Annotated in this window: 17 protein-coding genes; 9 read left to right on the top strand and 8 right to left on the bottom strand. The window is 64.5% G+C overall.

The genetic code is table 11. The features are described from left to right. The first annotated feature begins 133 nt into the window (after positions 1–133). The gene (proA, locus tag U1R88_RS19270) at positions 134–4,897 is read left to right on the top strand and encodes an anti-phage protein ProA (protein ID WP_322432707.1); all 4,764 of its coding nucleotides are present in this window, start codon (positions 134–136) and stop codon (positions 4,895–4,897) included. A 475-nt stretch (positions 4,898–5,372) separates the two neighbouring features. After that, complete coding sequence (locus U1R88_RS19275) at positions 5,373–5,507, top strand: hypothetical protein (protein ID WP_256390517.1); 135 nt, start codon at positions 5,373–5,375, stop codon at positions 5,505–5,507. 45 nt (positions 5,508–5,552) lie between these two features. Here U1R88_RS19275 and U1R88_RS19280 read toward each other — a convergent pair whose 3' ends face one another. The 4 genes from U1R88_RS19280 to U1R88_RS19295 all read right to left on the bottom strand — a co-directional run bounded on the left by U1R88_RS19280 (position 5,553) and on the right by U1R88_RS19295 (position 9,510). Continuing rightward, positions 5,553–7,112, bottom strand: a complete 1,560-nt coding sequence (locus tag U1R88_RS19280) for a RimK family ATP-grasp domain-containing protein (protein WP_322432708.1) — start codon at positions 7,110–7,112, stop codon at positions 5,553–5,555. 121 nt (positions 7,113–7,233) lie between these two features. Continuing rightward, positions 7,234–7,716 carry a GNAT family N-acetyltransferase gene (locus tag U1R88_RS19285; protein WP_322432709.1) on the bottom strand — a complete coding sequence of 161 codons (483 nt, stop codon included), beginning with the start codon at positions 7,714–7,716 and terminating at the stop codon, positions 7,234–7,236. 222 nt (positions 7,717–7,938) lie between these two features. Then, on the bottom strand, positions 7,939–8,346 hold the full coding sequence (locus U1R88_RS19290) for a rhodanese-like domain-containing protein (RefSeq protein WP_322432710.1): 408 nt from the start codon (positions 8,344–8,346) through the stop codon (positions 7,939–7,941). Between the two features lie 123 nt (positions 8,347–8,469). Continuing rightward, entirely contained in the window at positions 8,470–9,510 is a 1,041-nt protein-coding gene (locus U1R88_RS19295; RefSeq protein WP_322432711.1) for a LacI family DNA-binding transcriptional regulator, read from the bottom strand. A gap of 166 nt (positions 9,511–9,676) precedes the next feature. On the opposite strand from U1R88_RS19295, the gene U1R88_RS19300 reads away from it, so the two are divergent. The 7 genes from U1R88_RS19300 to U1R88_RS19330 all read left to right on the top strand — a co-directional run bounded on the left by U1R88_RS19300 (position 9,677) and on the right by U1R88_RS19330 (position 17,294). Beyond that, positions 9,677–10,711, top strand: a complete 1,035-nt coding sequence (locus tag U1R88_RS19300; protein ID WP_322432712.1) for a substrate-binding domain-containing protein — start codon at positions 9,677–9,679, stop codon at positions 10,709–10,711. Between the two features lie 144 nt (positions 10,712–10,855). Beyond that, on the top strand, positions 10,856–12,376 hold the full coding sequence (locus U1R88_RS19305; RefSeq protein ID WP_322432713.1) for a sugar ABC transporter ATP-binding protein: 1,521 nt from the start codon (positions 10,856–10,858) through the stop codon (positions 12,374–12,376). Continuing rightward, positions 12,369–13,394, top strand: a complete 1,026-nt coding sequence (locus U1R88_RS19310; protein ID WP_322432714.1) for an ABC transporter permease — start codon at positions 12,369–12,371, stop codon at positions 13,392–13,394. The genes U1R88_RS19305 and U1R88_RS19310 overlap by 8 nt, the downstream gene beginning before the upstream one ends. After that, positions 13,394–14,422 carry an ABC transporter permease gene (locus tag U1R88_RS19315; protein WP_322432715.1) on the top strand — a complete coding sequence of 343 codons (1,029 nt, stop codon included), beginning with the start codon at positions 13,394–13,396 and terminating at the stop codon, positions 14,420–14,422. The genes U1R88_RS19310 and U1R88_RS19315 overlap by 1 nt, the downstream gene beginning before the upstream one ends. A gap of 10 nt (positions 14,423–14,432) precedes the next feature. Beyond that, the gene (locus U1R88_RS19320) at positions 14,433–15,281 is read left to right on the top strand and encodes a sugar phosphate isomerase/epimerase family protein (protein WP_068281996.1); all 849 of its coding nucleotides are present in this window, start codon (positions 14,433–14,435) and stop codon (positions 15,279–15,281) included. 373 nt (positions 15,282–15,654) lie between these two features. Further along, positions 15,655–16,062 (top strand): hypothetical protein, encoded by a 408-nt coding sequence (locus U1R88_RS19325; RefSeq protein ID WP_322432716.1) that lies wholly within the window; start codon positions 15,655–15,657, stop codon positions 16,060–16,062. Positions 16,063–16,433: 371 nt separating this feature from the next. Continuing rightward, a complete protein-coding gene (locus U1R88_RS19330) occupies positions 16,434–17,294 on the top strand; it encodes a hypothetical protein (RefSeq protein WP_322432717.1) in 861 nt (286 codons plus the stop codon). A gap of 46 nt (positions 17,295–17,340) precedes the next feature. On the opposite strand, the gene U1R88_RS19335 is transcribed toward U1R88_RS19330, so the two are convergent. The 4 genes from U1R88_RS19335 to U1R88_RS19350 form a co-directional block, all read right to left on the bottom strand. Then, positions 17,341–18,792: a sensor histidine kinase gene (locus tag U1R88_RS19335; protein WP_322432718.1), complete on the bottom strand. Its 1,452-nt coding sequence runs from the start codon at positions 18,790–18,792 to the stop codon at positions 17,341–17,343. Continuing rightward, positions 18,789–19,463, bottom strand: coding sequence for a response regulator transcription factor (locus tag U1R88_RS19340; protein WP_322432719.1), 675 nt, complete (start codon positions 19,461–19,463; stop codon positions 18,789–18,791). Before U1R88_RS19340 ends, U1R88_RS19335 begins: the two co-directional genes overlap by 4 nt. Before the next feature lie 51 nt (positions 19,464–19,514). Beyond that, entirely contained in the window at positions 19,515–19,889 is a 375-nt protein-coding gene (locus tag U1R88_RS19345) for a hypothetical protein (RefSeq protein ID WP_322432720.1), read from the bottom strand. A 112-nt stretch (positions 19,890–20,001) separates the two neighbouring features. After that, positions 20,002–20,634: an outer membrane protein gene (locus tag U1R88_RS19350; protein ID WP_322432721.1), complete on the bottom strand. Its 633-nt coding sequence runs from the start codon at positions 20,632–20,634 to the stop codon at positions 20,002–20,004. Between the last annotated feature and the right edge of the window lie 316 nt (positions 20,635–20,950).

The following is a 20,950-nucleotide window of genomic DNA, read 5'->3' on the forward strand; positions in this document are numbered from 1 at the left end:
GGCTCGGAATCGGCGCGGCACCCCGGTGTCGCGCCGTTTTCCATATGGTGAGGTATTTTGTGCCGGCCAGCGGTGTCACGCTGGAAAATTCGGCCCCCGCCAGTATAGACTTCGCATGGAGGGGTTCGAATCGATGCCTGACAATCCGGTGCGCAAGCGTCTGCTGGAACAGCGGCAGGCTTTGCTCGACCTTGGCCTGCGCAATCGGCTGATCAACCTGCCGATGCGCACTAAGGGCGTGCGCACCATTGAGATCATCGAGGCTAAGGCGGCCGAAACCTATGATCTGCTGGCGGCTGGCAAGGCACTGACTTTCCTGCCCGGACAAGAGCCGCAGGAGGCGGTGCAAGGCGAACTGGCCATCGAAGGCACAGCCCCTTCAGCACCGGCACCGCCGGAGGCCGCGCCGAGCCGCGAAGCGCCGGCGCCCAACCGGCTGCAGACCCGCCTGGCCGCCGAAGCCCTGCAGAAGCGCCTGTTCGACATCTGGTACGATGCCCGCACCATCGAGGAAGAGCAGGGCGTCAACATCCTCTACCTCGCCTTCGGCCTGCTGCGCTGGTACGAGGACGACAAATCCGACATCGCTCGCCATGCGCCGCTGGTGCTCCTGCCGGTGCGTCTCGACCGTTCCAGCGCCGCCGAGCGCTTCACCCTGCGCATACGGGACGAGCCGGCCTCGCCCAATCTGTCGATCCAGGCCAAGCTGCGCGGCGATTTCGGCATGGTGATCGAAGACTTCCCCGACGAGGACGAGGTCGACATTCCAGCCTATGTCGCCGAGATCGCCAGGACCGTCTCGGGCAAGGCACGCTGGGAGGTGTTGCCGGACGCGATGGTGCTCGGCTTCTTTTCCTTCGCCAAATTCCTGATGTATCGCGACCTCGATCCGGCCAATTGGCCCGAAGGTAGCGCCATCCACGAACATGGACCGGTGGCCGCGCTGCTGGGGGAAGGCTTCGAGGCCTTCGAGCCGATCGTCCCCGATGGCCAGCCGATCGATCCCGTAATACCGCCGCCGGCACTCAACCACGTGCTGGACGCCGATTCATCGCAGGCCGTCGCCATCGAGGAAGTGCTGCGCGGGCGCCATCTGGTGATCAAGGGCCCACCGGGCACCGGCAAGAGCCAGACCATCGCCAATATCATTGCCGGAGCGGCCCTGCAGGGCAGGAAGGTGCTGTTCGCAGCCGAGAAGATGGCGGCGCTGGACGTGGTGCATCGGCGGTTGCGCCAGGTCGGGCTCGGGCCGATGACGCTCGAACTGCACTCGACCAAGGCCAATAAGCGCCTGCTCCTGGAGGAGTTGCGGCGAACGCGTGAGCTTGCGCTGAAGACGCCGGTCCAGGACCCCGGTGTCACCGGGCGCCTCGCCGAGACCCAGACCGGTCTCAACCGGCACGCGGCGATGCTGCACGAGCCGATGAGGCCGAGCGGACTTACGCCTTACCGGTTGCTGGGCCGGCTCGTCGCCTTGCGCGAGGCCGGTGGCCTGCCCGGCTTTGCCATCGACGGCGCCAGCCGATGGAGCGCCGAGCAGGCGCGCGCCAACAAGGAGCTGATGGCCGAGCTCGCCGAACGCCTCGGTACGGTCGGGGAGCCCTCTGCCAACATCTGGCGCGGGGTCAGGCGCGATGCCATCGATCCCGCCGAGCTCGAACGGCTGGCGGGCCTGATGCGCAGCGTCGAGGCCGATCTGGAGGCGGTGGGGGAGACGGCAGCCGGCGTCATCAAGGATTTTGTCCTCGAAGTGGTGACGATCCGAGACCTCGACGCGGTCTGGCGCACCACCTGCGCGGCGGTGTCGCTGCCCGCCCATGCCGATCGGCGCCTGCTCGCCCAGCCCGTGTGGCGCGAGGATGCCGGCGCCCTGGGCGAGCTTGTCGCTCTCGGCAAGGCCTATCGCAAGGTCGCCGACACGATGGCGCAGGTCTATCGCGCCGAGGCCTGGACGGCGGATCTGCGGCCGATCCGAGAGGCTTTCGCCGTGCATGGTGCATCCTTCCTACGCTTCTTTTCGGGCCGCTATCGCAGTGCCAAGGCCCAGTTCAAGGCATTGCTGGCCACGGAGATGCCCGGTGACCTGGCCAGGCGGCTCCAGCTTCTCGACGGCATGATCTCCGCACAGGAGCTTCGCCGCCGTTTCGAGAGCCAGAAGGACATGGGCGCCCGCGCCTTCGGTACGCTCTGGGCCGGCGAGAAATCCGACTGGGAGCGCCTGCAGGCGATTACCGACTGGTGGCGCGACCACCGTCATCCTGCGCTCGCTCCCGATTTCCTGGATCGGCTGGCTGCCCGGCCGGGCGGCCGCGAGCTCGGCGCCATGGGGGCGGTGATCGTACAGAGCGTGCCACGCCTGTTCGAGGATCTGAAGACACTCAGCGATTTCCTCGATTACGACCTGGAGGGAGGCCACGGCATTGCCGATTGCGCGGATCTGGAGGTCGCGGTTCTGGCGCAGCAACTGCGCCTCTGGCTGGCCAATCTCGAAAGCATCACGCGTTGGATAGCGTTCACCCATCGCTGCGGGGTGGCGCGGGCGGCAGGGCTTGGTGCTCTCGTCGACGGCTTGTTCGGTGGCCGCATCCCGGGGGACAGCCTGGTGGCGACCTTCGAGCGTGCCTATTACGAGGCCTTGCGCGAGGATCTCTTCGCCCGGCACCCCGATCTCAAGCGCTTCGACGGCGAATTGCAGAACCGCACGGTCGAGCAATTCCGAGCTCTGGACAAGGGACGCATCGCCCTGGCGCGCGAGAGCGTGGCGCTTAAACATCTGCGTGAACGTCCGGTCGCTGCCGGTGGCATCGGGCCGCTCGGCGTGCTCAATGGCGAGTTCGCCAAGAAGCGCAACCATCTGCCCATCCGGCAATTGCTCGACAGGGCCGGCCCGGCCATCCAGCAGTTGAAGCCGGTGATGATGATGAGCCCGCTCTCCATCAGCCAGTTTCTCAAGCCCGGGGCGCTCAGCTTCGACCTGCTCGTCATCGACGAAGCCTCGCAGGTCGAACCGGTCGATGCCCTCGGCGCGGTGGCGCGCGCGTCTCAATTCGTCGTGGTGGGCGACGAGCGGCAATTGCCGCCGACACGCTTCTTCGCCAAGCTGACCGGCGAAGTACCGGAGGAGGAGGGCGACGAGGAAACCTTCAAGGCGAGCGATGCCGAAAGCGTCCTCGATCTTTGCCTCGCCAAGGGCATGCCCTACCGCCAGCTCAACTGGCACTATCGCTCCCGCCATCAGTCACTGATCACCGTGTCCAATCGCGAATTCTACGACAATCGCCTGTTGGTGGTGCCGAGCCCGCATGCCGGCGGCCGGCTTCCCAACGGCGCGGCGGGCGGCGCCGAGACGATGGGCCTGATCTTCCGCTATCTTCCCAAGGCGGTCTACGATCGCGGTAACAGCCGCACCAATGCCGAGGAGGCCCGGGCCGTGGCACAGGCGATCATGGCGCATGCCCGCCATCGCGCCTCGCTCTCACTCGGCGTGGCCACCTTCTCGGTGGCGCAGCGCCAGGCCATCCTCAAGGAACTCGAACTGCAGCGGCGAGAGAGCCCTGCCACCGAGGTCTTCTTCAATCGGGAAGGCAACGAACCTTTCTTCGTCAAGAACCTGGAGAACATCCAGGGCGACGAGCGCGACGTCATCTTCATTTCGGTGGGCTATGGCCGCAGCACCGAGGGCTATCTTGCCATGAGCTTCGGCCCGCTCAATCTGGACGGCGGCGAGAGGCGGCTCAACGTGCTGATCTCGCGCGCCAAATATCGCTGCGAGGTGTTCTCCTCCATTCGCGGCGAGGACATCGATCTGGCGCGCGCCGATGCGCGCGGCGTTGCGGCGCTCAAATTGTTTCTCGACTATGCCGAGACCGGCCGGCTCGGCACGCCCGTCGAAACCGGCAGGGCACCCGATTCCCTGTTCGAGGAGCAGGTCGCCGACCAGCTACGCGCGCGCGGGCACAAGATCGCACACCAGATCGGCAGTGCCGGTTTTTTCGTCGACCTCGCGGTGGTGGATCCCGATCGGCCGCAGCGCTTCCTGCTCGGCATTGAATGCGATGGGGCGCAATATCATGCCTCCCGCTCGGCCCGCGATCGCGACCGGCTGCGCCAGCATGTGCTGGAAGGGCAGGGCTGGGTGGTCCATCGCATCTGGTCGACGGACTGGTATCTGCGTCCCCGGGAGGAACTCGGCAAGGTCGAGGCCGCGATCGAACGGGCGAAGGCTGTCTGGCGCAAACGGGACGAGGAGCTCGCCGTGTCGGCCGAGCCGGAAAACGCGGCGGAAGATGAGCAGTCTCCGCTGCCGCTGCCGATCGACGAGCCGCTGGCCATGCCCGAGGAGCCTGCCGCGTCTTCGCCGGCACGCCCCTATGTCGAGGCGCGCCTTAGCGTGACTGGCACGGCGGAACTCCACGAGGTGCCGACGGCACGCATGGCAGCCTATGTCGTCGGCGTGGTCGAAATCGAGGGGCCGGTGCATGAACAGGAGATCGTGGCGCGCATCCGCGATTCCTTCGGCTTGGCACGGGCCGGTAACAGGGTACGCGAGGCGGTGCAGGACGGCATCGACGTCGCCCGCGTGACCGGCAAGATCGTTGGCGGGCCCTTCTACAGGCTGCCGGAAGCGCCGGTGGTCCTGCGTGATCGCTCCGCGGTGGAAAGCGCCGGCCTGCGACGTCCCGACATGCTGCCCAATGAAGAAATCGAAGCGGCCTTTCTTGCCGTGATTGCCACCAATTACGGGGCGCCCCGCGATGCACTGATCGTGGCGGCTGCCCGCCTGTTCGGCTTTGCGGCGACTAGTTCCGTGCTGAAGGAGCGGCTCGACGACGTGTTGACGGTGATGCTCTTCAAGGGGCAGCTGAAGCTGCAGAACGACCTGATCGTCAGCGGTTGAGCAGGCCTCTTCGGAGGAGCACGGTCATTGGACCGGAGACTATGAAGGCGTTTTTTCGAGGGCTTTTCCGGCCTATGCGGATTTGAGACCTGGTCTCGAAAACGGATGGTCCCATCGCGGCGAAACCGTGACGCCGTTAATCTCTTTTTTTCCATATTTTCAAAGTGATGCGCAGGTCTTCGAAACTTGGCTCATCAGGAAACACTTTAACACGATCCGGCCATCGCTCAGACACGTCCTGGAAAGGTTTGCCGGGCATGATCCAGCCCTCGTTACGAAGGGTCGTGTCATGTTCTACGCGTTGCTGTTCGCTTTGGCCTCGGCCTGCTGCCTCTATTATGTCAGCTACGACATCTGAAGGCGCTCGACGCTTCACCCTGACGGCGGTCCCGGCATTCGCAACGAAACTTTACATGGCGGACCGAGGGCAGAAGCATCCAGGCCCGATACTGCATTCTCCATCAGGAGGATTGCCGTGTCGTTTCGAGCCAATGCCGTTTCGGTCTTTCTGCAGGGAGCATTGACGAGCCTTGCCGCCCTCCTGGCGGTGAGCACCATGCTTGCCGTGCTCATCATCGCCCTTCATGAAGGGGTGGTGCATCTCTTGTAGTGATCGGAGGCGCGCGAACCGCAAACGCCCCCGATATTCATCGCCTCAGGAGCCGGTGTCGCGCAGATCATGCACCAGACGAGGGCGGTGAATAGCCTCGGAGGGAAGCGCAGGCGCGGGCGGACGATGGCGGGCATCGACTAGGGCCTGGAAGTGAGAGAGCAGTTTGCGGTAGAGCCCCTCGCCGGCGGCGGCATCCTCCAGGCCGAGATCGATATTGGGATTGTCGTTGACCTCGATGACCAGGACCCCCGATTTGGTCTGCTTGAGATCAACCCCGTAGAGGCCGGTGCCGATCAGTCCTGCCGCCCGCACTGCCGGTTCGATCACTTCGCGCGGCACCTCCTCGACCGGTACGGCCTGGGTGCGGCCCTCGGTGTAGGCTCCGGCCTCGCCATGCTGGATGATCTGCCAGTGGCCTGAGGACATGAAATATTTGGCAGCGAAGATCACCTCGCCGGCGAGAATGCCGATGCGCCAGTCGAAGGGCGTATAGACGTAGTCCTGCACCAGGATGAGGCCGGACTGCTTGAACATGGCCGCGGCAATCTCCTGGAATTGCTGCCAGTTCTCGGCTTTCTTCACGCTGAGGCTGAAGGCGCCATCAGGCACTTTCAGCACTGCGGGATAGGTCAGCTGCGTTTCGAAACCCGCCAGTGTGCGGCGGGTCAGGAAGAGCGTGCGGGGTGTGGCGATGCCGTTGCCGCTGAGGAGTTCCGACAGGAAGGCTTTGTTGGTGCAGCGCAGGATCGAGCCGGGGTCGTCGATCACCGGCATGCCTTCGCTGGCGGCCTTGCGGGCGAAACGGAAGGTGTGGTGCGCGATCGCCGTGGTCTCGCGAATGAACAGGGCGTCGAACTGGGTGAGCCGCGGATAGTCCTTCTTCTCGATCAGCTCCACGGCAATATCCATGTCCTGGCCGATACGCACCATGGCCAGGAGGGTCTTCAGCTTGGAGGGCGGCAGGGGATCCTTGGGATCGTGCAGGATTGCCAGGTCCATGCGCGGCCCGCTGGCCGAAGGGACATGGCGCCAGGGGCGCCGGCAGAAGCGGGCGAGGCCGTCGAGAAACAGGCTGTCGCGGGCCGGGTCGACATTGCGCGGGTCGAGCGGATGCAGGGCGGCAATCTTCCAGCCGGCGCCGCCTTCAAGGCGTTCGAGGTCGATCGCCAGGAGGGGGCAGCGGAACAGTTCGAAGCTGCGGCTCGCGAACTCCGCCAGCCCCCGATCTTCGACACCGCGATCCTCGACCTGACCGAAAAAAACCTGGATGCGCATTGCATTCACCGCCCGGGGTACGGAGGCAAGCGGGCCGAGGCAGCGCTCGAGGCCGGCGAGCTTCTGGGTCTGCACTGCCTTGACCTGCAGGTCGGTGATAGCCTCCATGCTCGGCATCACCCGTTCGCCGCGCGCTTCGGCGAGCAGGGACACGTAGTAGCCGATGCTGAGATAGGCATAGCTGCGGCACAGATTGATGATACGGCGGGGCCGCTGCAGCAGGCCTGGTCCTTCCGCGATGAAGTCCTGCGCGGTGATCACCCGGACACCGGGGACTGACCAGCGAAAATCACTGGGTTTTTCGACAATGATCAGTTGAGCGGGCATTGGTTGCTTTCACGAAGGGAAGGTCGGTGCCCAGCGCTGCGGCCATCTGGCCCGTCTTTCGCCGGCAGTTTCAAGAGGATGAAAGATATGTCCAGGCAGGGGCTTAAGGTTGCAGGCGCATCTACTGCAACGCACTTTGCCTGAGGCAGTCGCGGTCGATCAGGCGCTGGAAGCGAATGGCTTCGGCCCCGTCTTCATAATAGTTCGCCACACGGCGGAAGGGGCGAAAGCCGAGGCGGTTGAACAGGGCTTGGGCGGGCAGATTGTCGCTGCGCGTCTCCAGGCGCAGCAGATGGGCGCCGATCCCGGCGCTGCTGGCCATGGCCTGTTGGAGGAGTGCCTGGGCAATGCCCTGCCGACGGGCACGTGGCGCCACGGCAAGGGAATAGAGCCGCGCGACGGCCGTGCGGCGATTGGTGAGGACGACGCTGCAGCCCGTGAGGCCCTCGGCATCGTCGCTGACGATGACGAGGGCGGAAGGGCTGGTCAGCAGATGGCGCCAATCGCGACGGCTGATGCGATCGCCGGCGAAGGCCGCGTTTTCGAGATCGACCAGGGCGGGAAGATCCGCCGAGCCCGCCTCGCGCAGATAGGGTACGGTCATGTGCGACAGACAGATTGATATCGACAATGACCGTGAGGGTAGGGGGTCGGCGCTGCCCCAACAAATCAGGATTGCATAAGGAAACGGGTGTGAGGCCGATTCCAGTATTCCTGCCATGTTATTGAAAAAAATGTTTTTTCGGCGTTCAGCGTTCTCGGTTTTTCAGGTCAGGCGTTGGTCAATTCTGGCTGTTTTGGCCTGAGCGCGCGGAGCCGGCCTGCTTCATTTGCCGTCGCGGGTCTCGGGAAACTCGATAGGCCCGCCCGCCTTTTCCCAGGACGAGAAACCGTCCTTGAGATGCGCCGCCGCAAAGCCCATGTCCTGCAGCGTTGCCACGGTCAGGGCCGAGCGCCACCCGGAGGCGCAATGAAAGACGAACTTCCTGTCCTCTCCGAAGATGTCCTTGAAATAGGGGCTTTCGGGATCGACCCAGAACTCCACCATGCCGCGGGGGGCATGGAAGCTGCCGGGAATATAGCCCGAACGCTGCCTCTCCCGGGGATCGCGGATGTCGACGATGACCACATTGGGGTCGCCGACCATGGCGATCGCATCCTCGGTCTCGATTTCCTCGATGCGGGCGCGGGCAGCCGCGACCATCTGGGCCGACGAGAGCTTGAGTTTCTTCATCCTGATGTTCCGTCCCCGGCTATATCCATTCTTCGTTCTGGCATCCCCAGTTCAGGCCGGGGAAGCGTTGCGATCAAGATGGTGGATTGCCGCGAGGCTGGTAGCGCGCGCTTGCCGCTTTCCTCAGCGCCAATTGCTCTCCCGCTCCGAACTCGGCGCGAATTCGGGCGGCACGACCACCATCGGATTCTCGCCGGGAACGTAATTGTCCACCAGAGCATAGCCTTCGGCGATGATGGCTTCGACGTTCTGGCGTGTCATCGTCACGTCGAAAGGCAGATGGGCCGCGAAGGGATCCCAGTCGGAACATACCGTGCTGACCTCACGCATGGCCTGGCGCGGCACCTGCAGGGAGAATTGCACCAGCCCTTCGAAGGCTGTGATGGAATTGATGAACAGGCCGTCCGGCATGCGGCCGAGCGCCTGGAAGCGGGCGGCGAGCGCCTCGCGCGCCGATGAGGGGCGATAGCCGCAGCAGGAGACCTCCGGCGTCATCTCCTGGCCATTGGCGGCCACGGCATCGCGAAAGCCTTCGATGCGGCGGTCGGTGGCATGCTCGCCGGCGATGCCGCCGAGAAACAGCAGGTCGCGCGGCGCCGTCCGGCGTTTGCGCAGCTTGGCGATCAGCTTTTCCGTGAGGGCGCGGGCGCCGCCATAGTTGTCGGTAACCACCGAAGGCGCGTCGCTGCCGGGCAGGTCGAGATTGACACAGGGAATGCCGGCGGCGCGGCAGAGCGCATTGAGGGGCTGTGTGTTGCGCACGCCGGCGATGAAGAGGAACTCGACCTGTTGGGAGAGCAGGGTGGCGGTAACGCTTGCCTCGATTGCTTCGTCGCGCTGGGTGCTCACCACGATCGGGCACAGGCCTCGCCGGCGCGTATCGGTTTCGAAGGCCTCGGCCAAGCCCGCGAAGAAGCGGTTGCGGTAATGGGGGATGATCATGCCGGCGAGGCCGGAGCGTGACAGGCGCAGGCCCCGGGCCTTCATGTTGACGGCATAGCCCAGGTCCTGGGCGGCCTTCAGCACGCGCTTGGCGGTGTCCTCCTTGATACGGTAGCGCGTCCAGCTGCCATTGAGCACCAGACTGACCGTGGAAGGAGAGGCCTTGGTCGCGGCGGCGATATCATAGATGGTGGACCTGCGTCCGCTGGGTGAGCGCGCCATCGTCCCCTCTTTTGTCTTGCGGATCGAATTGGAGACTCGATCATCAACTCAATGCTAAATCCTTTTAGCCACCTTGACAACAAATGCTGAATGGATTTAGCTCAGGTGAACTGCCGGGGGGATATCGGAGCCGCGGCAGCCAGAACAATGAGGGAGGAACTGTTCCATGGCGTCGAATTCTGATTCCATTCGCGCGGCGAGGCTCGATCGCCGTGCATTTCTTGCGTCTGCCCTGGGTGCCGGCTCGCTGCTGCTGCCGGGCGTGCTCGGTTCGGCTTACGCTTCCAAGGACAAGCCCGTCATCGGCGTGGTGGTGAAGATCGGCGGCATTCCCTGGTTCAATGCCATGGAAGCCGGGATCAAGAAGAAGTCGGCCGAACTCGGCGTCGAGGCTTTCATGGTTGGACCTACCAGCGCCGATCCGGCCCTGCAGGTGCGCGCCATCGAGGATCTGATCGCCAAGGGCGTGGACGTGATCGGCGTCGTGCCCAACGATGCCGAGGTGCTCGAGCCGGTGCTGGAGCGGGCCCGCAAGGCCGGCATCAAGGTGATCACCCATGAATCGCCCAAGCAGAAGCAGGCGGATTGGGATTTCGAGCTGGCTTCGGTGAAGGGCTTCGGCGATGCCTATGGCAAGCAGCTGGTCGAGGCGCTCGGCGGCAAGGGTGAATATGCCGTGTTCGTCGGCTCGCTCACCGTGCCGCTGCACAATGCCTGGGCCGATGCGGCCATCGCCTATATCAAGCAGAACGCACCGGAGATGAAGCTGGTCGGCGACCGCTACGGCGTCGCCGAGGACGTCGATGCCTCACGCTCGACGGCTCTCGATCTCATCCGTGCCCATCCCGGCCTCAAGGGCTTCCTGGCCTTCGGCAGCCAGGGACCGATCGGGGCCGCCCGCGCCGTGGCCGAGAAGGGCAAGAAGGGGCAGATCAAGGTGCTCGGCCCGTTCTCTCCCGGCCAGGGCCGCAAGCTCGTTAAGGACGGCACGCTGACCGGCGGCTTCATGTGGAACCCGATGCTGGCCGGCGAGGTCTTCGTCACCTTGGGCACCATGGTGGCCAAGGGGCAGGAGATCAAGGACGGCACCACGATCGAAGGGCTGGGTGTCGTGCATCCCGACGGACACAATCTCATCGTCGACCAGCTCGTATCCCTCAACAAGGATACCATCGACGAACTCGCCAAGATGGGCCTGTAGGCCCCGCGAGAAGAGGCGGGAGCCGGCGAGGTTCCCGCCCTGGCGAACCGACCGGGCGTTGCCGGCACGCTCCATTATTTGGGGGGGCCGGCTCGGCGCGCCGGCGTTTCGCTTCATTCCTTCCCTCCTGGCCGGGAGACCGTCATGGCCGCCACAGCCGCAATCACTGATACGCCTGCGACGCCGCTGCTTTTACTGCGCAACATCTCCAAGCGCTTCGGGGGCGTGCGGGCGCTCGAAAACGTCTCCTTCGAGGTGCTCCCCGGAGAGGTCTTGTGTCTCGCCGGCGAGAATGGCTGCGGCAAGAGCACGCTGATCAAGCTGATCAGCGGTGTCTATCGCCCCGAACCGGGCGGCGAGATGCTGTTCGATGGGCGCACCATAGACGGCCTCAGTCCGGCGCGCGCCCGGGCTCTGGGCATCCAGGTCATCTGGCAGGACCTGGCACTCTTTCCCGAAATGGCGGTGGCCGAGAACATTGCCTTCGAACGCAATCTCGGCGGCGCCCCGCGCCTGGTCAACTATGCGGCCATGAAGGCGGATGCGCGGCGCATCCTGGACCGGCTGGGTGTCGAACTCGATCTCGATGCGCCCGTGCGCACGCTTTCGATCGCCCAACGCCAGATCGTAGCGATCGCCCGCGCTCTGGTCGCCGACGCTGGGCTGGTCTTCATGGACGAGCCTACCGCGTCACTCAGCCAGGCTGAAACCGACGCGCTCCTGGTAATCGTGCGGCGCCTGTCGGCCGACGGCATCGCCGTGGTCTTCGTCAGCCATCGCCTGGCCGAGGTGCTCGATGTCTGCACCCGCGTCACCGTGCTGCGCGACGGCCATTATGTCGGCACCTACCCCACCGCCGGCATGACGCAGACCCGCCTGACCGAACTGATGACCGGCAAGACCTTCGACCAAGCCGTGCAGGCGCGTGATCATTCCGCTTCGCCCGTGGTCTTGCAGGTGGAGAAGCTGACGCGGCCGGGCGACTACGAGGATATCAGCCTGACAATCCGGCGCGGGGAGGTGCTGGGCCTGACGGGACGATTGGGGGCAGGGCGTACCGAACTCGCCCTCTCGCTCTTCGGCCTGACCCGGCCGGGTTCGGGCAGCATGCGTATCGAGGGCAAGGCCCTGTCGCTTGCCTCCAACCGGGCTGCCATCGATGCCGGCATCGCCTATGTCTCGGAAGACCGCCTGCAGCTCGGCCTGGTCCAGCCGCAGTCGATCGGTGACAACACGGCCATCACCGTGCTGGACAGACTACTCGATCTCTTCCGGCTGATCTCACCGGGGCGACGCAAGTCGCTGGTCGACGACTGGGTCAAGGCGCTCGCCATCAAGGTCTCCGATCCCGACAATGCGGTGTCGACCCTCTCCGGGGGCAACCAGCAGCGCGTGGTGCTGGCGAAATGGCTGGCCACCAAGCCGAAGCTCCTGATCCTGGATTCGCCCACGGTCGGCGTGGATGTCGGTGCCCGCGCCGGCATCTTCGCCATCATCCACCGGCTGGCGCAGGAAGGCATGGCCATCCTGCTGATTTCCGACGAGATCACCGAAGTCTATTTCAACGCGGATCGCATCCTGCACATGCGCGAGGGTCGCATCATCGACGAATACATTCCGGGCGAAGTGTCCATCGACAAGATCGAGGAGGATGTGCATGCCTGACAGGCGCAACTGGCCGATCGGCGCCACCGAGCGCTGGCTCATCCTGGTGGTCCTGGCCCTTGTCGCGGGCCTTGCCCTCACCACCGACACCTTCTTCACCCTGTCGAACCTGTTCGACCTGATGAATACCTCGGCGGTGAACGTGATCTTCGCCGCCGGTCTGCTGGTGGTGCTGATCGCCGGCGGCATCGACATCTCCTTCGCCGTCGGTGCCTCGGTCGTGCAGTACCTCACCGCGTTGACGGTGATGCATCTGGGTGGCGGCAATTGGGCGGTCGGCCTGATGGTCGCCAGCGGCTTCGGCTTCCTGCTCGGCGCTTTCAACGCCGCGCTGATCTATCATTTCCGCATCGTCTCGATCGTGGTGACGATCGCGACCTTCAACCTCTTCTTCGGCACGTTGATGTTCCTTACCGGCGGCGTCTCGCTTTACGACCTGCCGGACTGGCTGACGGACCGCATCGTGCTGTTCAGCGTTGCGACGGGCGACGGCTCGGCTGAATTGACGCTTCCCGTCGCCGTCATGGCGCTTTGCGTGTTCGCCACTTGGCTGTTGCTGCGCAGGACCACGCCGGGCCGCCAACTCTACGCCATGGGTGACAATCCCGAAGCGGCGCGGCGCGTGGGCATCAATATCGGTGCCATGCATTATCTCGCCTTCGGCTGGCTCGGCCTGATGGCCGGCATTGCTGGGCTGATGCAGGCCCATTACGCTCAGGAAGTCGTGCCGAACGCGCTCTATGGCCGCGAGCTCGACGTTCTCGCCGCCGTCGTGCTCGGCGGAGCGCGCCTCGGCGGGGGCAGGGGCACGCTGCTCGGGGCCATCCTCGGCATCTTCCTGGTCGCCATCACCGAGAACGGCCTGAACCTGCTCGGTATCACCCCCTATGCCTTCAAGATGATCATCGGCGCCATCATCCTGATCGCCATCACTTTGTCGAGCGACGGCGTCGCCCGGCTGATCGGTTCCATGAAAGCTGGATCCCGGCGCGCGCCGGCTGCCCGGAGGACGGCCTGATGACACCGACATCGACCTCAAAGCTCGCCGGCAAGTCCGGTTTCGCAAAGCTGCTGAGCAGTGACATTACCGGCCTGATCGGCTTTCTCGTCCTGGTCGTGGCGGTGCTGAGTTTCAGCAGCGACCGCTTCTTCTCCGCCACGACCTTCGCCTCCATCGCCTTCCAGCTGCCTGAACTCGGCCTGCTGACCCTCGCCATGTTGATGCCGATCATCTCCGGCGGCTTCAACCTGGCGGCGACGTTCACGGCCAACATCGCCGGCCTCGCCATGGCCTGGGTGCTGCAATCCTATGGCGGTGTCGATGCCGGCGTCGGCGCCTTCGTCCTCGGGGTGGCCGCGGCATTGGTGACCGGTGCGGCCGCCGGCTGGCTGATGGGCGTCATCATCGCCTATACCGGCGCCCATCCCATCCTCGTCTCGCTCTCGATGATGATCTTTCTGCGCGGCCTCGGGGAGTTTCTCACTCATGGCGGGGACATTTCGGGCTTTCCTGATTTCGTGCGCGAGATAGGCCACGGCACGTTGATCGGCATTCCCGTGCCGCTCTGGATCCTCGCGGCGGCGGCCCTGCTCTGGCATGTGGTGATGACGCGGGCCCGGCTCGGATTCTCCACCCGCATGATCGGCTCCAACATCGAGGCGACGCGTTATTCCGGCATCGATACCCGCCGGTCCGTGACGCTGATCTACACGCTGTCAGGCGTGATGTGCGGCATCGCAGGCGTGGTGATGCTCGCCCGCTTCAATTCGGTGCGCGTCGGCCATGGCGAGGCCTATCTGCTGATCACCGTGCTTGCCTGCTTCCTCGGGCGCGTCGATCCCTTCGGCGGGTTCGGGCGGGTGATCCCGGTGGTGATCGCCCTGGTCATCCTGCAGGTCATCGCCTCCGGCCTCAATCTCCTCGGCGCCAACCAGCATCTCGCTACGGCGATGTGGGGCGCCTTCCTGCTGGCGGTCATGATCCTGCGCTGGGTCTGGGCTCGCGAGTTCCTCCAGTCTCTCTTCACCCAAAAGCCAACACATTGAGGATATTGCCATGAAGGGCTTCGGCATTCACACCAGCCTGTGGTCGCATAGCTGGACCCGCGAAGCGGCGGAACTGTCGATCGCGGAGGCTGCTCGATATGGGCTGGCCTTCGTCGAGATCGCCCTGCTGGAGCCGGCCAAGGCCGATACCGGCCACACCCGGGCGCTCCTGGAAAAGCATGGCGTCGATGCCGTCTGCTCGCTCGGCCTGCCCAATGATTCCCGCCCCACCAACAATCCGGACAAGGCGCTGGAATTCCTCACTTTGGCGCTGGACAAGACCGCCGAGATCGGCGCCAAGGCCCTGTCCGGCGTCGTCTACGGTTCGATCGGCGAGCGCACCGGCAATCCGCCGACCGAGGCCGAATATGACGCGGTCGTCAAGGTGATGGACAAGGCGGCGGCCCATGCTCGCACGCTCGGCCTGGAACTCGGTCTCGAGGCGGTCAACCGCTACGAGAACCACATGATGAATACCACCGAGCAGGTGGTCCGCGTCATCGAGCGTATCGGCGCGCCCAACGTCTTCCTCCACCTCGATACCTACCACATGAACATCGAAGAGAAGGGGCAGGCCAACGGCATCCTCAAGGCCGGCGAGCATCTCAAATATATCCACCTGTCCGAAAGCGATCGCGGTGTCCCCGGCTCCGGCACGATCGCCTGGGACGAGGTGTTCGCGGGCCTTGCCGGCATTGGCTTCAAGGGCGGCATGGCCATGGAGAGCTTCATCCATATGCCACCGCAGCTCGCTTCAGCGCTGTCGGTCTGGCGTCCTGTCGCCAACAGCCGTGAGGAAATCCTGGCCGAGGGCCTGCCCTTCCTGCGCAACAAGGCCAAGCAATACGGCCTGATCTGAGCCGTCTGCCGGACTTGCAAACAAGCATCCTCCGACCTTCACGGGCCGGAGGATGTTTGTTTGTGCGGCGTGGAGGAGGCACGCGCAGCCAGTATTGCGCGGAGCAGCCACCAGGCCGGCGAGGGACGCAATGTCCGCGCAATATGCGCAGGCGATAGGGAGACGTCGAAGGTTTCGGGTGATTCGCGCCCTATACCGGAAGGTGTCGTCGTGGAAGACAGGCCATGTGTTCCTATCCCATCGCCGCCGAAGCGCTGTTCGGCCTTTGCGGACCGCATCGATATCCTACATTTGTCGAATGTCTGGACGGCTGCCGGCTCCACTTGCCGGCGAACACCCGTCTCGTTCACGCCTCGCCGAAAACAGGTGCGTGATGTTCGATGCAATCACGCTGAATCTCGATCATATGCCGCATCCGAACGGATTGGCGGCGGCCATGGCGACAGCCGGGGTGGACGCCACGGTGCTTGCCCGCCGCGCCGGCGTGAATGTGGGCGATATCAATGCCTGGGCCTGCGGGCAACGCGACCTGCGGCCAGCCATGGCTACACGGCTTTCGGCTCACCTCCACACGACGGCCGCCGATCTGCTGCTCGGTCTCGGTTGTGGCGAGCCGCTGCGGCAGACGGGCTTGCCGCCATGCGACGAGATCATCGCCGGGTCTGCCGGATCAGTCCGGCTGGAGCGCCTCGCCGGCCGGTGCGATCTGGCCGAGACCGTATTGATGCTGTCTGCGGCCATTCTCATGGGGATCGTCGGCTGTCTGGCCGTGCTGGACTAATGGCCGCTTCAGATGTCGAAGGTGACATAGATGAGGCCCAACAATGCCAGCATGACGAAGAGCATGGCTGCGATGGTCAAGGTCCGGCACCTTCCCGTGTGAAGGATGGCACCATAGCGGAGGGGTGTTTCCCGAGTTTTTCCGCTTTGTGAAGCGCTGCGTCGCTCCCGCGTCGGGCCCGCTTCGGAATTGGGCCGACACCGCGGGCTATTGCTGTCGCGTCGTTTCGGCTGAAGCCGTCGCGGGCTTCCGCATGATTCCCTCCCCTGGGTTCTCCAGGGAACTGTCGGCCGATATGCCCGCTCCTATACCCCAAGGGGATCGGCGCGGCGGCGAGGCCTCGCGCGCAAGCGATCTTGCACGGAGGTTCCATGTGGAAGTTCACTGAGCTCGCAGATTGGTGGAGTCAGCAGCAGAAGGAATCCGAAGCGATCCTGGACAAATGGGTCGAGGATTCCAACTACAGCCAAGGCGCGATGATCGTGGGAGCCGGTACAAAGGCCCTGATGACGTTCGGTGCCGGTTTTGTCGATGTGCTCCGGCTCGGAGACGGGCTCGCCAAGGGCACGGTGGCCGGCGTCGGGCAGGATGGGCTGCGGCTCATCGCGATCCTGCCGGTGGGCAAAGCGGCGCAGATGGTCCGGTCCGTCAAGGGGGCCATCATGGCCAGGCTCATTGTCGACATCAATCCGAATGCCGGCATCTGCGCCTGGGTTGCTTCGGCCAAGGCCCTCACGCAAATCGGTGCCAAGGTCGACGGAAAGCTCTTCGTTACGGTGGATGACCTCGCCAAGGCCGCCGGCATCGACATCAGCGCGCTTGGCGGCCTTTCCATGCAGGGAATGGAGAGGGTCCTGACGCAGCTCGGTGCCCGTTGCGGCGCCATCCGTATCGTCAAGGCGGAGCAGGACGTGGCGCGTATGGTGGGCCACGATGGCGGCGTGGCGATGGTCATCGTGGAATTCGAACGCTTTGGCTCGACGAACTACCATGCCTTTTATGCCTATCGCACGGCGATCGGGCAGTTGCGCTATATGGACAGGACGGTGCAGGCGGCCAGTACCAAGATCTACCAGAGCATCGACGAAATCGCGAAGATCTATGGCGCGGAAACGATGAAGCCTATCCAGGCCATGAAGATCGAGAACATGTTCGTGAAGACCGTGGCGCATGAGCTGCCGCGCCTGGTCCTGCCGGTACTCGGCGTCGTCGCCAGCGAGGACAGGCGCTAATGCCAGGTCCCGAGTGCCGCATTCGGGCTTGAGCGGCTGACGATCTTCAGGCCGCCGCGCGGAGCAGGGGGAGCTCGATACGCACGTGAGCCCCTTTCCAGGGGCCGTTGACGATCGCGATGTTGCCGCCATGCAGCTGCGCGATCTGGCGGGCGAGGTTCAGCCCGAGCCCGGCCCCGCGCGAAAGCGGGTGCAGGCGGTAGAAGGGCTCGAATACGTTCCTGTGCTCCTCGGCCGGGATGCCGGGCCCTTCGTCGCCTACCTCCAAGCCGCCGGCCGCGTCGACCGCCACCGTGATGGTGCCATGGCCGCCGCCATGTTCGATCGCATTGCGGATGATGTTGGCAAGAGCCTGCTCGATCTGCAGCACATTGGCTTCGACCTCGACGGTGCCGCGCGGCGGTTCGAAGGCGAGGTCGTAACCGGCCTCGATGGCAAGCGGCGCAAAATCGGCGGCGACGCGGCCCGCCAGTTCGGCAAGGTCGACCACCTGCCGATGGTTGGCGGGGCGATCGAGCAATTGATGGTCAAGCAGTTGCTGGGCCAGATGCGAGAGGCGTTCGATGTCCTGCCTCAGCCGCAGGCTCTGGGGCTCTTCCTTCAACAACTCGGCCCGCGTTCGCAGGATGGCGATCGGCGTGCGCAGTTCATGGGCGGCATCGGTCAGGAAGCGGTTGTGCCGGTCGAAGCCCTGGGCGAGCCGGGCCAATGCTTGGTTGAAGGCATGCACAAGCGGCACGATCTCCTGGGGCACGTTCTCGACCGGCAATTGCATCGCACGCGTGCTGACATCGATGCGCGCGGCCTCATTGGCGGTGCCGACCAGGCCAGCCAGGGAGCGGCGCACCACGGCGGGTGTCGTCACCAGCGTGGTCACCCCCATCACGACGATGATCGGCACCAGGAAGATGGCAAGGCCCACGACGATGCCCGGGAGGACCCGGGCCCAATTGGCACTGCCGTCGGGATTGCGGGCCATGTCAACGGTGGCCGTCACGTTGATGATGAAGCCGTCGGCCTCGGCGCGTGAATGCAGGGTGGAGGTGACGATCTGTACGGGGCCGGCTCTGGTATCGGCCTTCTGGACATAGGCCTCCGGCCGCATCTCCTGTCCGTCGCCCTTGCCGGCGAAGCCGATATTGGCGTGATCGACAGCCCGCAGCAGATCCCCGAGATCGTGATCATAGTCGGCAGGGACAGAGCCCACGCGCAGGCTTTGCCCCGACTGGTCGCGGATGATGTACCAGACATAGGGATATTCGGTGCGGAAGTCGGCCAGTTCCTTGGTGTCGCTGACGATGAGCTTGCCGTCCTTGTCGCGGTCGATCGCGCCGGTGATGGCGGCTACGGCCGCCTCGTTGTCGACCATGAGCTGGGGATTGGCGACCGAGAGCGCGGTGATGAACAGGACGATGAAGAAGACGAGCATGGCTGCCTGCAGCAAGATCAGCCGCCGCACCAGGATCCATTGCAGGGAGCGGGCCCGCGCCTGCTTCATGAGGCGGCCCGCAGGAGATAGCCGAGATTGCGGATGGCGCGGATCTCGATGCCGGCGGCAAGGTCGTCCAGCTTGCGGCGCAGGCGCGAAATATGCGCGTCGAGCGCGTTGGAGCCGATCTCGTCGTCGAGGGCGTAGACGGCCTCTTCCAGGGTGCTGCGCATGATGGTGCGCCCCGGCCGGCGGATCAGCGTTTCCAGGACGAGGCGCTCGCGCCGTGGCAGGTCGAGCGCCTGATCGTCTATCAGCGCCTCGCGATGGCGGAAGTCATAGGTGAGGCGGCCGACGACGGCCTGGTCGGCCCGCAACGTATAGGGGCGGCGGTGCAGGGCGCGCAGGCGAGCGACCAGTTCCTCAGTGGCGAAGGGCTTGCCCATATAATCGTCGGCACCGGCGTCGAGCCCGGAGACCCGGTCCTGCAGGCCGCTCATGGCGGTGAGGGCGATGACCGGCGCCTCGACATGCAGGGCGCGCAGGCGCGGGATCAGGGTCAGGCCTTCGCCGTCAGGCAGGCGTCGATCGAGCACGATGGCGTCGTAGGAACCGATGCGGGCCATTGCCTCGCCATCGGCCAGGTTCGAAGCATGGTCGACCACGACGTCCTGGCGTTCCAAGGCCGTCTTGAGTACGGACGCCATTTCCGGTTCGTCCTCGATCAGCAGGATGCGCATGGGAGCCTTCGTCCGTCTTCGGTTCGTGCCAGTCTCAGCAATGAGGCCGGATCACTCGCATTCCAGGCTTGGCTTGCGGAAATTCGTGATGAGCCAGCGCTCGCCAGCAGCGCGGGCGTAGAAGGTATAGAAGCATTCTTGTCGCTCGACATAGCCGGGCGTTTCGGTGGTTTCGACATCGGTGCCTCGCCGGGTCCGGCGGACTTCGCTCCTGGCGCTGCCCGGCACCACATTGGTTGAGACTTTGCGCCACTGGTAGGCGCGTTGGCCGGGGCCGAGATCGAGTATGCTGGTCGGCGGTCCATAATCCAGCATCACCGTTTCAACCGGGCCACCGACATAGTTCTTCATGACGGCGGAAGCGCAACCCGCCAGCAGGAGAGGGCCTGCGGCGAGCACGACTGCGAAAGCGCGACGAAAGGACATTGGTGATTCCAGACTGTATTTGGCTCTAAAAGCTGAAGATTGCGCCGACATTACGAGGGCCGACCGGATCCGGCTTGGCGCCGGATCCGGTCGGGGACCCCAACAGCGATCGCTAGAATCGGTAGTTGAGGCCCGCTTTCAAAGCGTGGCTGCCGATGTCTTCCTTGGCGTGTCCGAAGGACGAGCGTGTCTTCAGGCCAGGGGTGCGGACATAGTTGTATTCGACCTTGAAGGAGACCGTATCGGAGAAGGCCTGTTCGACGCCGGCGCCCATCAGATAGCCAGTCTTCCAACCATCCCTGACGCGGACGCCGCCGGTGCCCTCGAATTTGGTGAAGGCGAAGCCGGCCGTGCCGTAGAGCAAGGTGCGATCGAGGGCGATGCCGGCCCGCCCTTTCAGCGCGGCCCGCCATTTTTCCTTGATCTTGCCGCCCCGCGCCCGCCGCTCGGCGCCGCCGAGATTGGAGCCTTCGACCTCGCCGCCGATGACGGCTGGCCCGAGGCGCATGTCGTAACCCCCCTGCACGCCCAATTGGAGGCTGTTGCCCTTGGCGAAGGGGTTGGCCGATTTGGCGGATGCTGCGCCGGCATGCACGCCGACATAGGAGCCGCTGAAGGATCGGGAAGGGGGCGGCGTATAGCGTGAGGAAGTATCATAATAGTCCTCGGCCTGGGCGAGGCCGCAGCCGGCTGCGGCAAAGGCCAGCAGGCCTGCCGTGAGAGAGGTGAGCAATTGCGTACGCACGTGTCTACTCCACTGCACGCGCCGACTGCTGCGGGGCAAGTGCCACGGCGAGCCGGTGCGCGGATTGTCAGATCCTGAGCCATGCCGTCCCTGAAGGAGGGGCTCCATTCGGGTCGTCTTTCGTCGGCGGCGACGGTTTGCCGAGATCATGGCGTCTTGCGACGCAGCGACATTGGCAAGAATCGAAAGGACGCATCGAAGCCAATGGTAGGAGCGCTTTGCTCCAGAGAAGGGAACGGCCAATAGCGGCTCGGTCCATCTCTCCTGTTTCGACTCAAGCACCTGAAAGACATGCATCATCTTACGGGCGAACATT

This window comes from Labrys sedimenti (assembly GCF_034424805.1).
GTDB classification, from domain to species: domain Bacteria; phylum Pseudomonadota; class Alphaproteobacteria; order Rhizobiales; family Labraceae; genus Labrys; species Labrys sedimenti.

Excerpts from the sequence above, each read along its gene's own strand:
- proA (WP_322432707.1), top strand. The coding sequence starts at position 134 with ATGCCTGACAATCCGGTGCGCAAGCGTCTGCTGGAACAGCGGCAGGCT.
- U1R88_RS19280 (WP_322432708.1), bottom strand. The coding sequence starts at position 7,112 with ATGCCCGCTCAACTGATCATTGTCGAAAAACCCAGTGATTTTCGCTGG.
- U1R88_RS19285 (WP_322432709.1), bottom strand. The coding sequence starts at position 7,716 with ATGACCGTACCCTATCTGCGCGAGGCGGGCTCGGCGGATCTTCCCGCC.
- U1R88_RS19290 (WP_322432710.1), bottom strand. The coding sequence starts at position 8,346 with ATGAAGAAACTCAAGCTCTCGTCGGCCCAGATGGTCGCGGCTGCCCGC.
- U1R88_RS19295 (WP_322432711.1), bottom strand. The coding sequence starts at position 9,510 with ATGGCGCGCTCACCCAGCGGACGCAGGTCCACCATCTATGATATCGCC.
- U1R88_RS19300 (WP_322432712.1), top strand. The coding sequence starts at position 9,677 with ATGGCGTCGAATTCTGATTCCATTCGCGCGGCGAGGCTCGATCGCCGT.
- U1R88_RS19305 (WP_322432713.1), top strand. The coding sequence starts at position 10,856 with ATGGCCGCCACAGCCGCAATCACTGATACGCCTGCGACGCCGCTGCTT.
- U1R88_RS19310 (WP_322432714.1), top strand. The coding sequence starts at position 12,369 with ATGCCTGACAGGCGCAACTGGCCGATCGGCGCCACCGAGCGCTGGCTC.
- U1R88_RS19315 (WP_322432715.1), top strand. The coding sequence starts at position 13,394 with ATGACACCGACATCGACCTCAAAGCTCGCCGGCAAGTCCGGTTTCGCA.
- U1R88_RS19320 (WP_068281996.1), top strand. The coding sequence starts at position 14,433 with ATGAAGGGCTTCGGCATTCACACCAGCCTGTGGTCGCATAGCTGGACC.
- U1R88_RS19325 (WP_322432716.1), top strand. The coding sequence starts at position 15,655 with ATGTTCGATGCAATCACGCTGAATCTCGATCATATGCCGCATCCGAAC.
- U1R88_RS19330 (WP_322432717.1), top strand. The coding sequence starts at position 16,434 with ATGTGGAAGTTCACTGAGCTCGCAGATTGGTGGAGTCAGCAGCAGAAG.
- U1R88_RS19335 (WP_322432718.1), bottom strand. The coding sequence starts at position 18,792 with ATGAAGCAGGCGCGGGCCCGCTCCCTGCAATGGATCCTGGTGCGGCGG.
- U1R88_RS19340 (WP_322432719.1), bottom strand. The coding sequence starts at position 19,463 with ATGCGCATCCTGCTGATCGAGGACGAACCGGAAATGGCGTCCGTACTC.
- U1R88_RS19345 (WP_322432720.1), bottom strand. The coding sequence starts at position 19,889 with ATGTCCTTTCGTCGCGCTTTCGCAGTCGTGCTCGCCGCAGGCCCTCTC.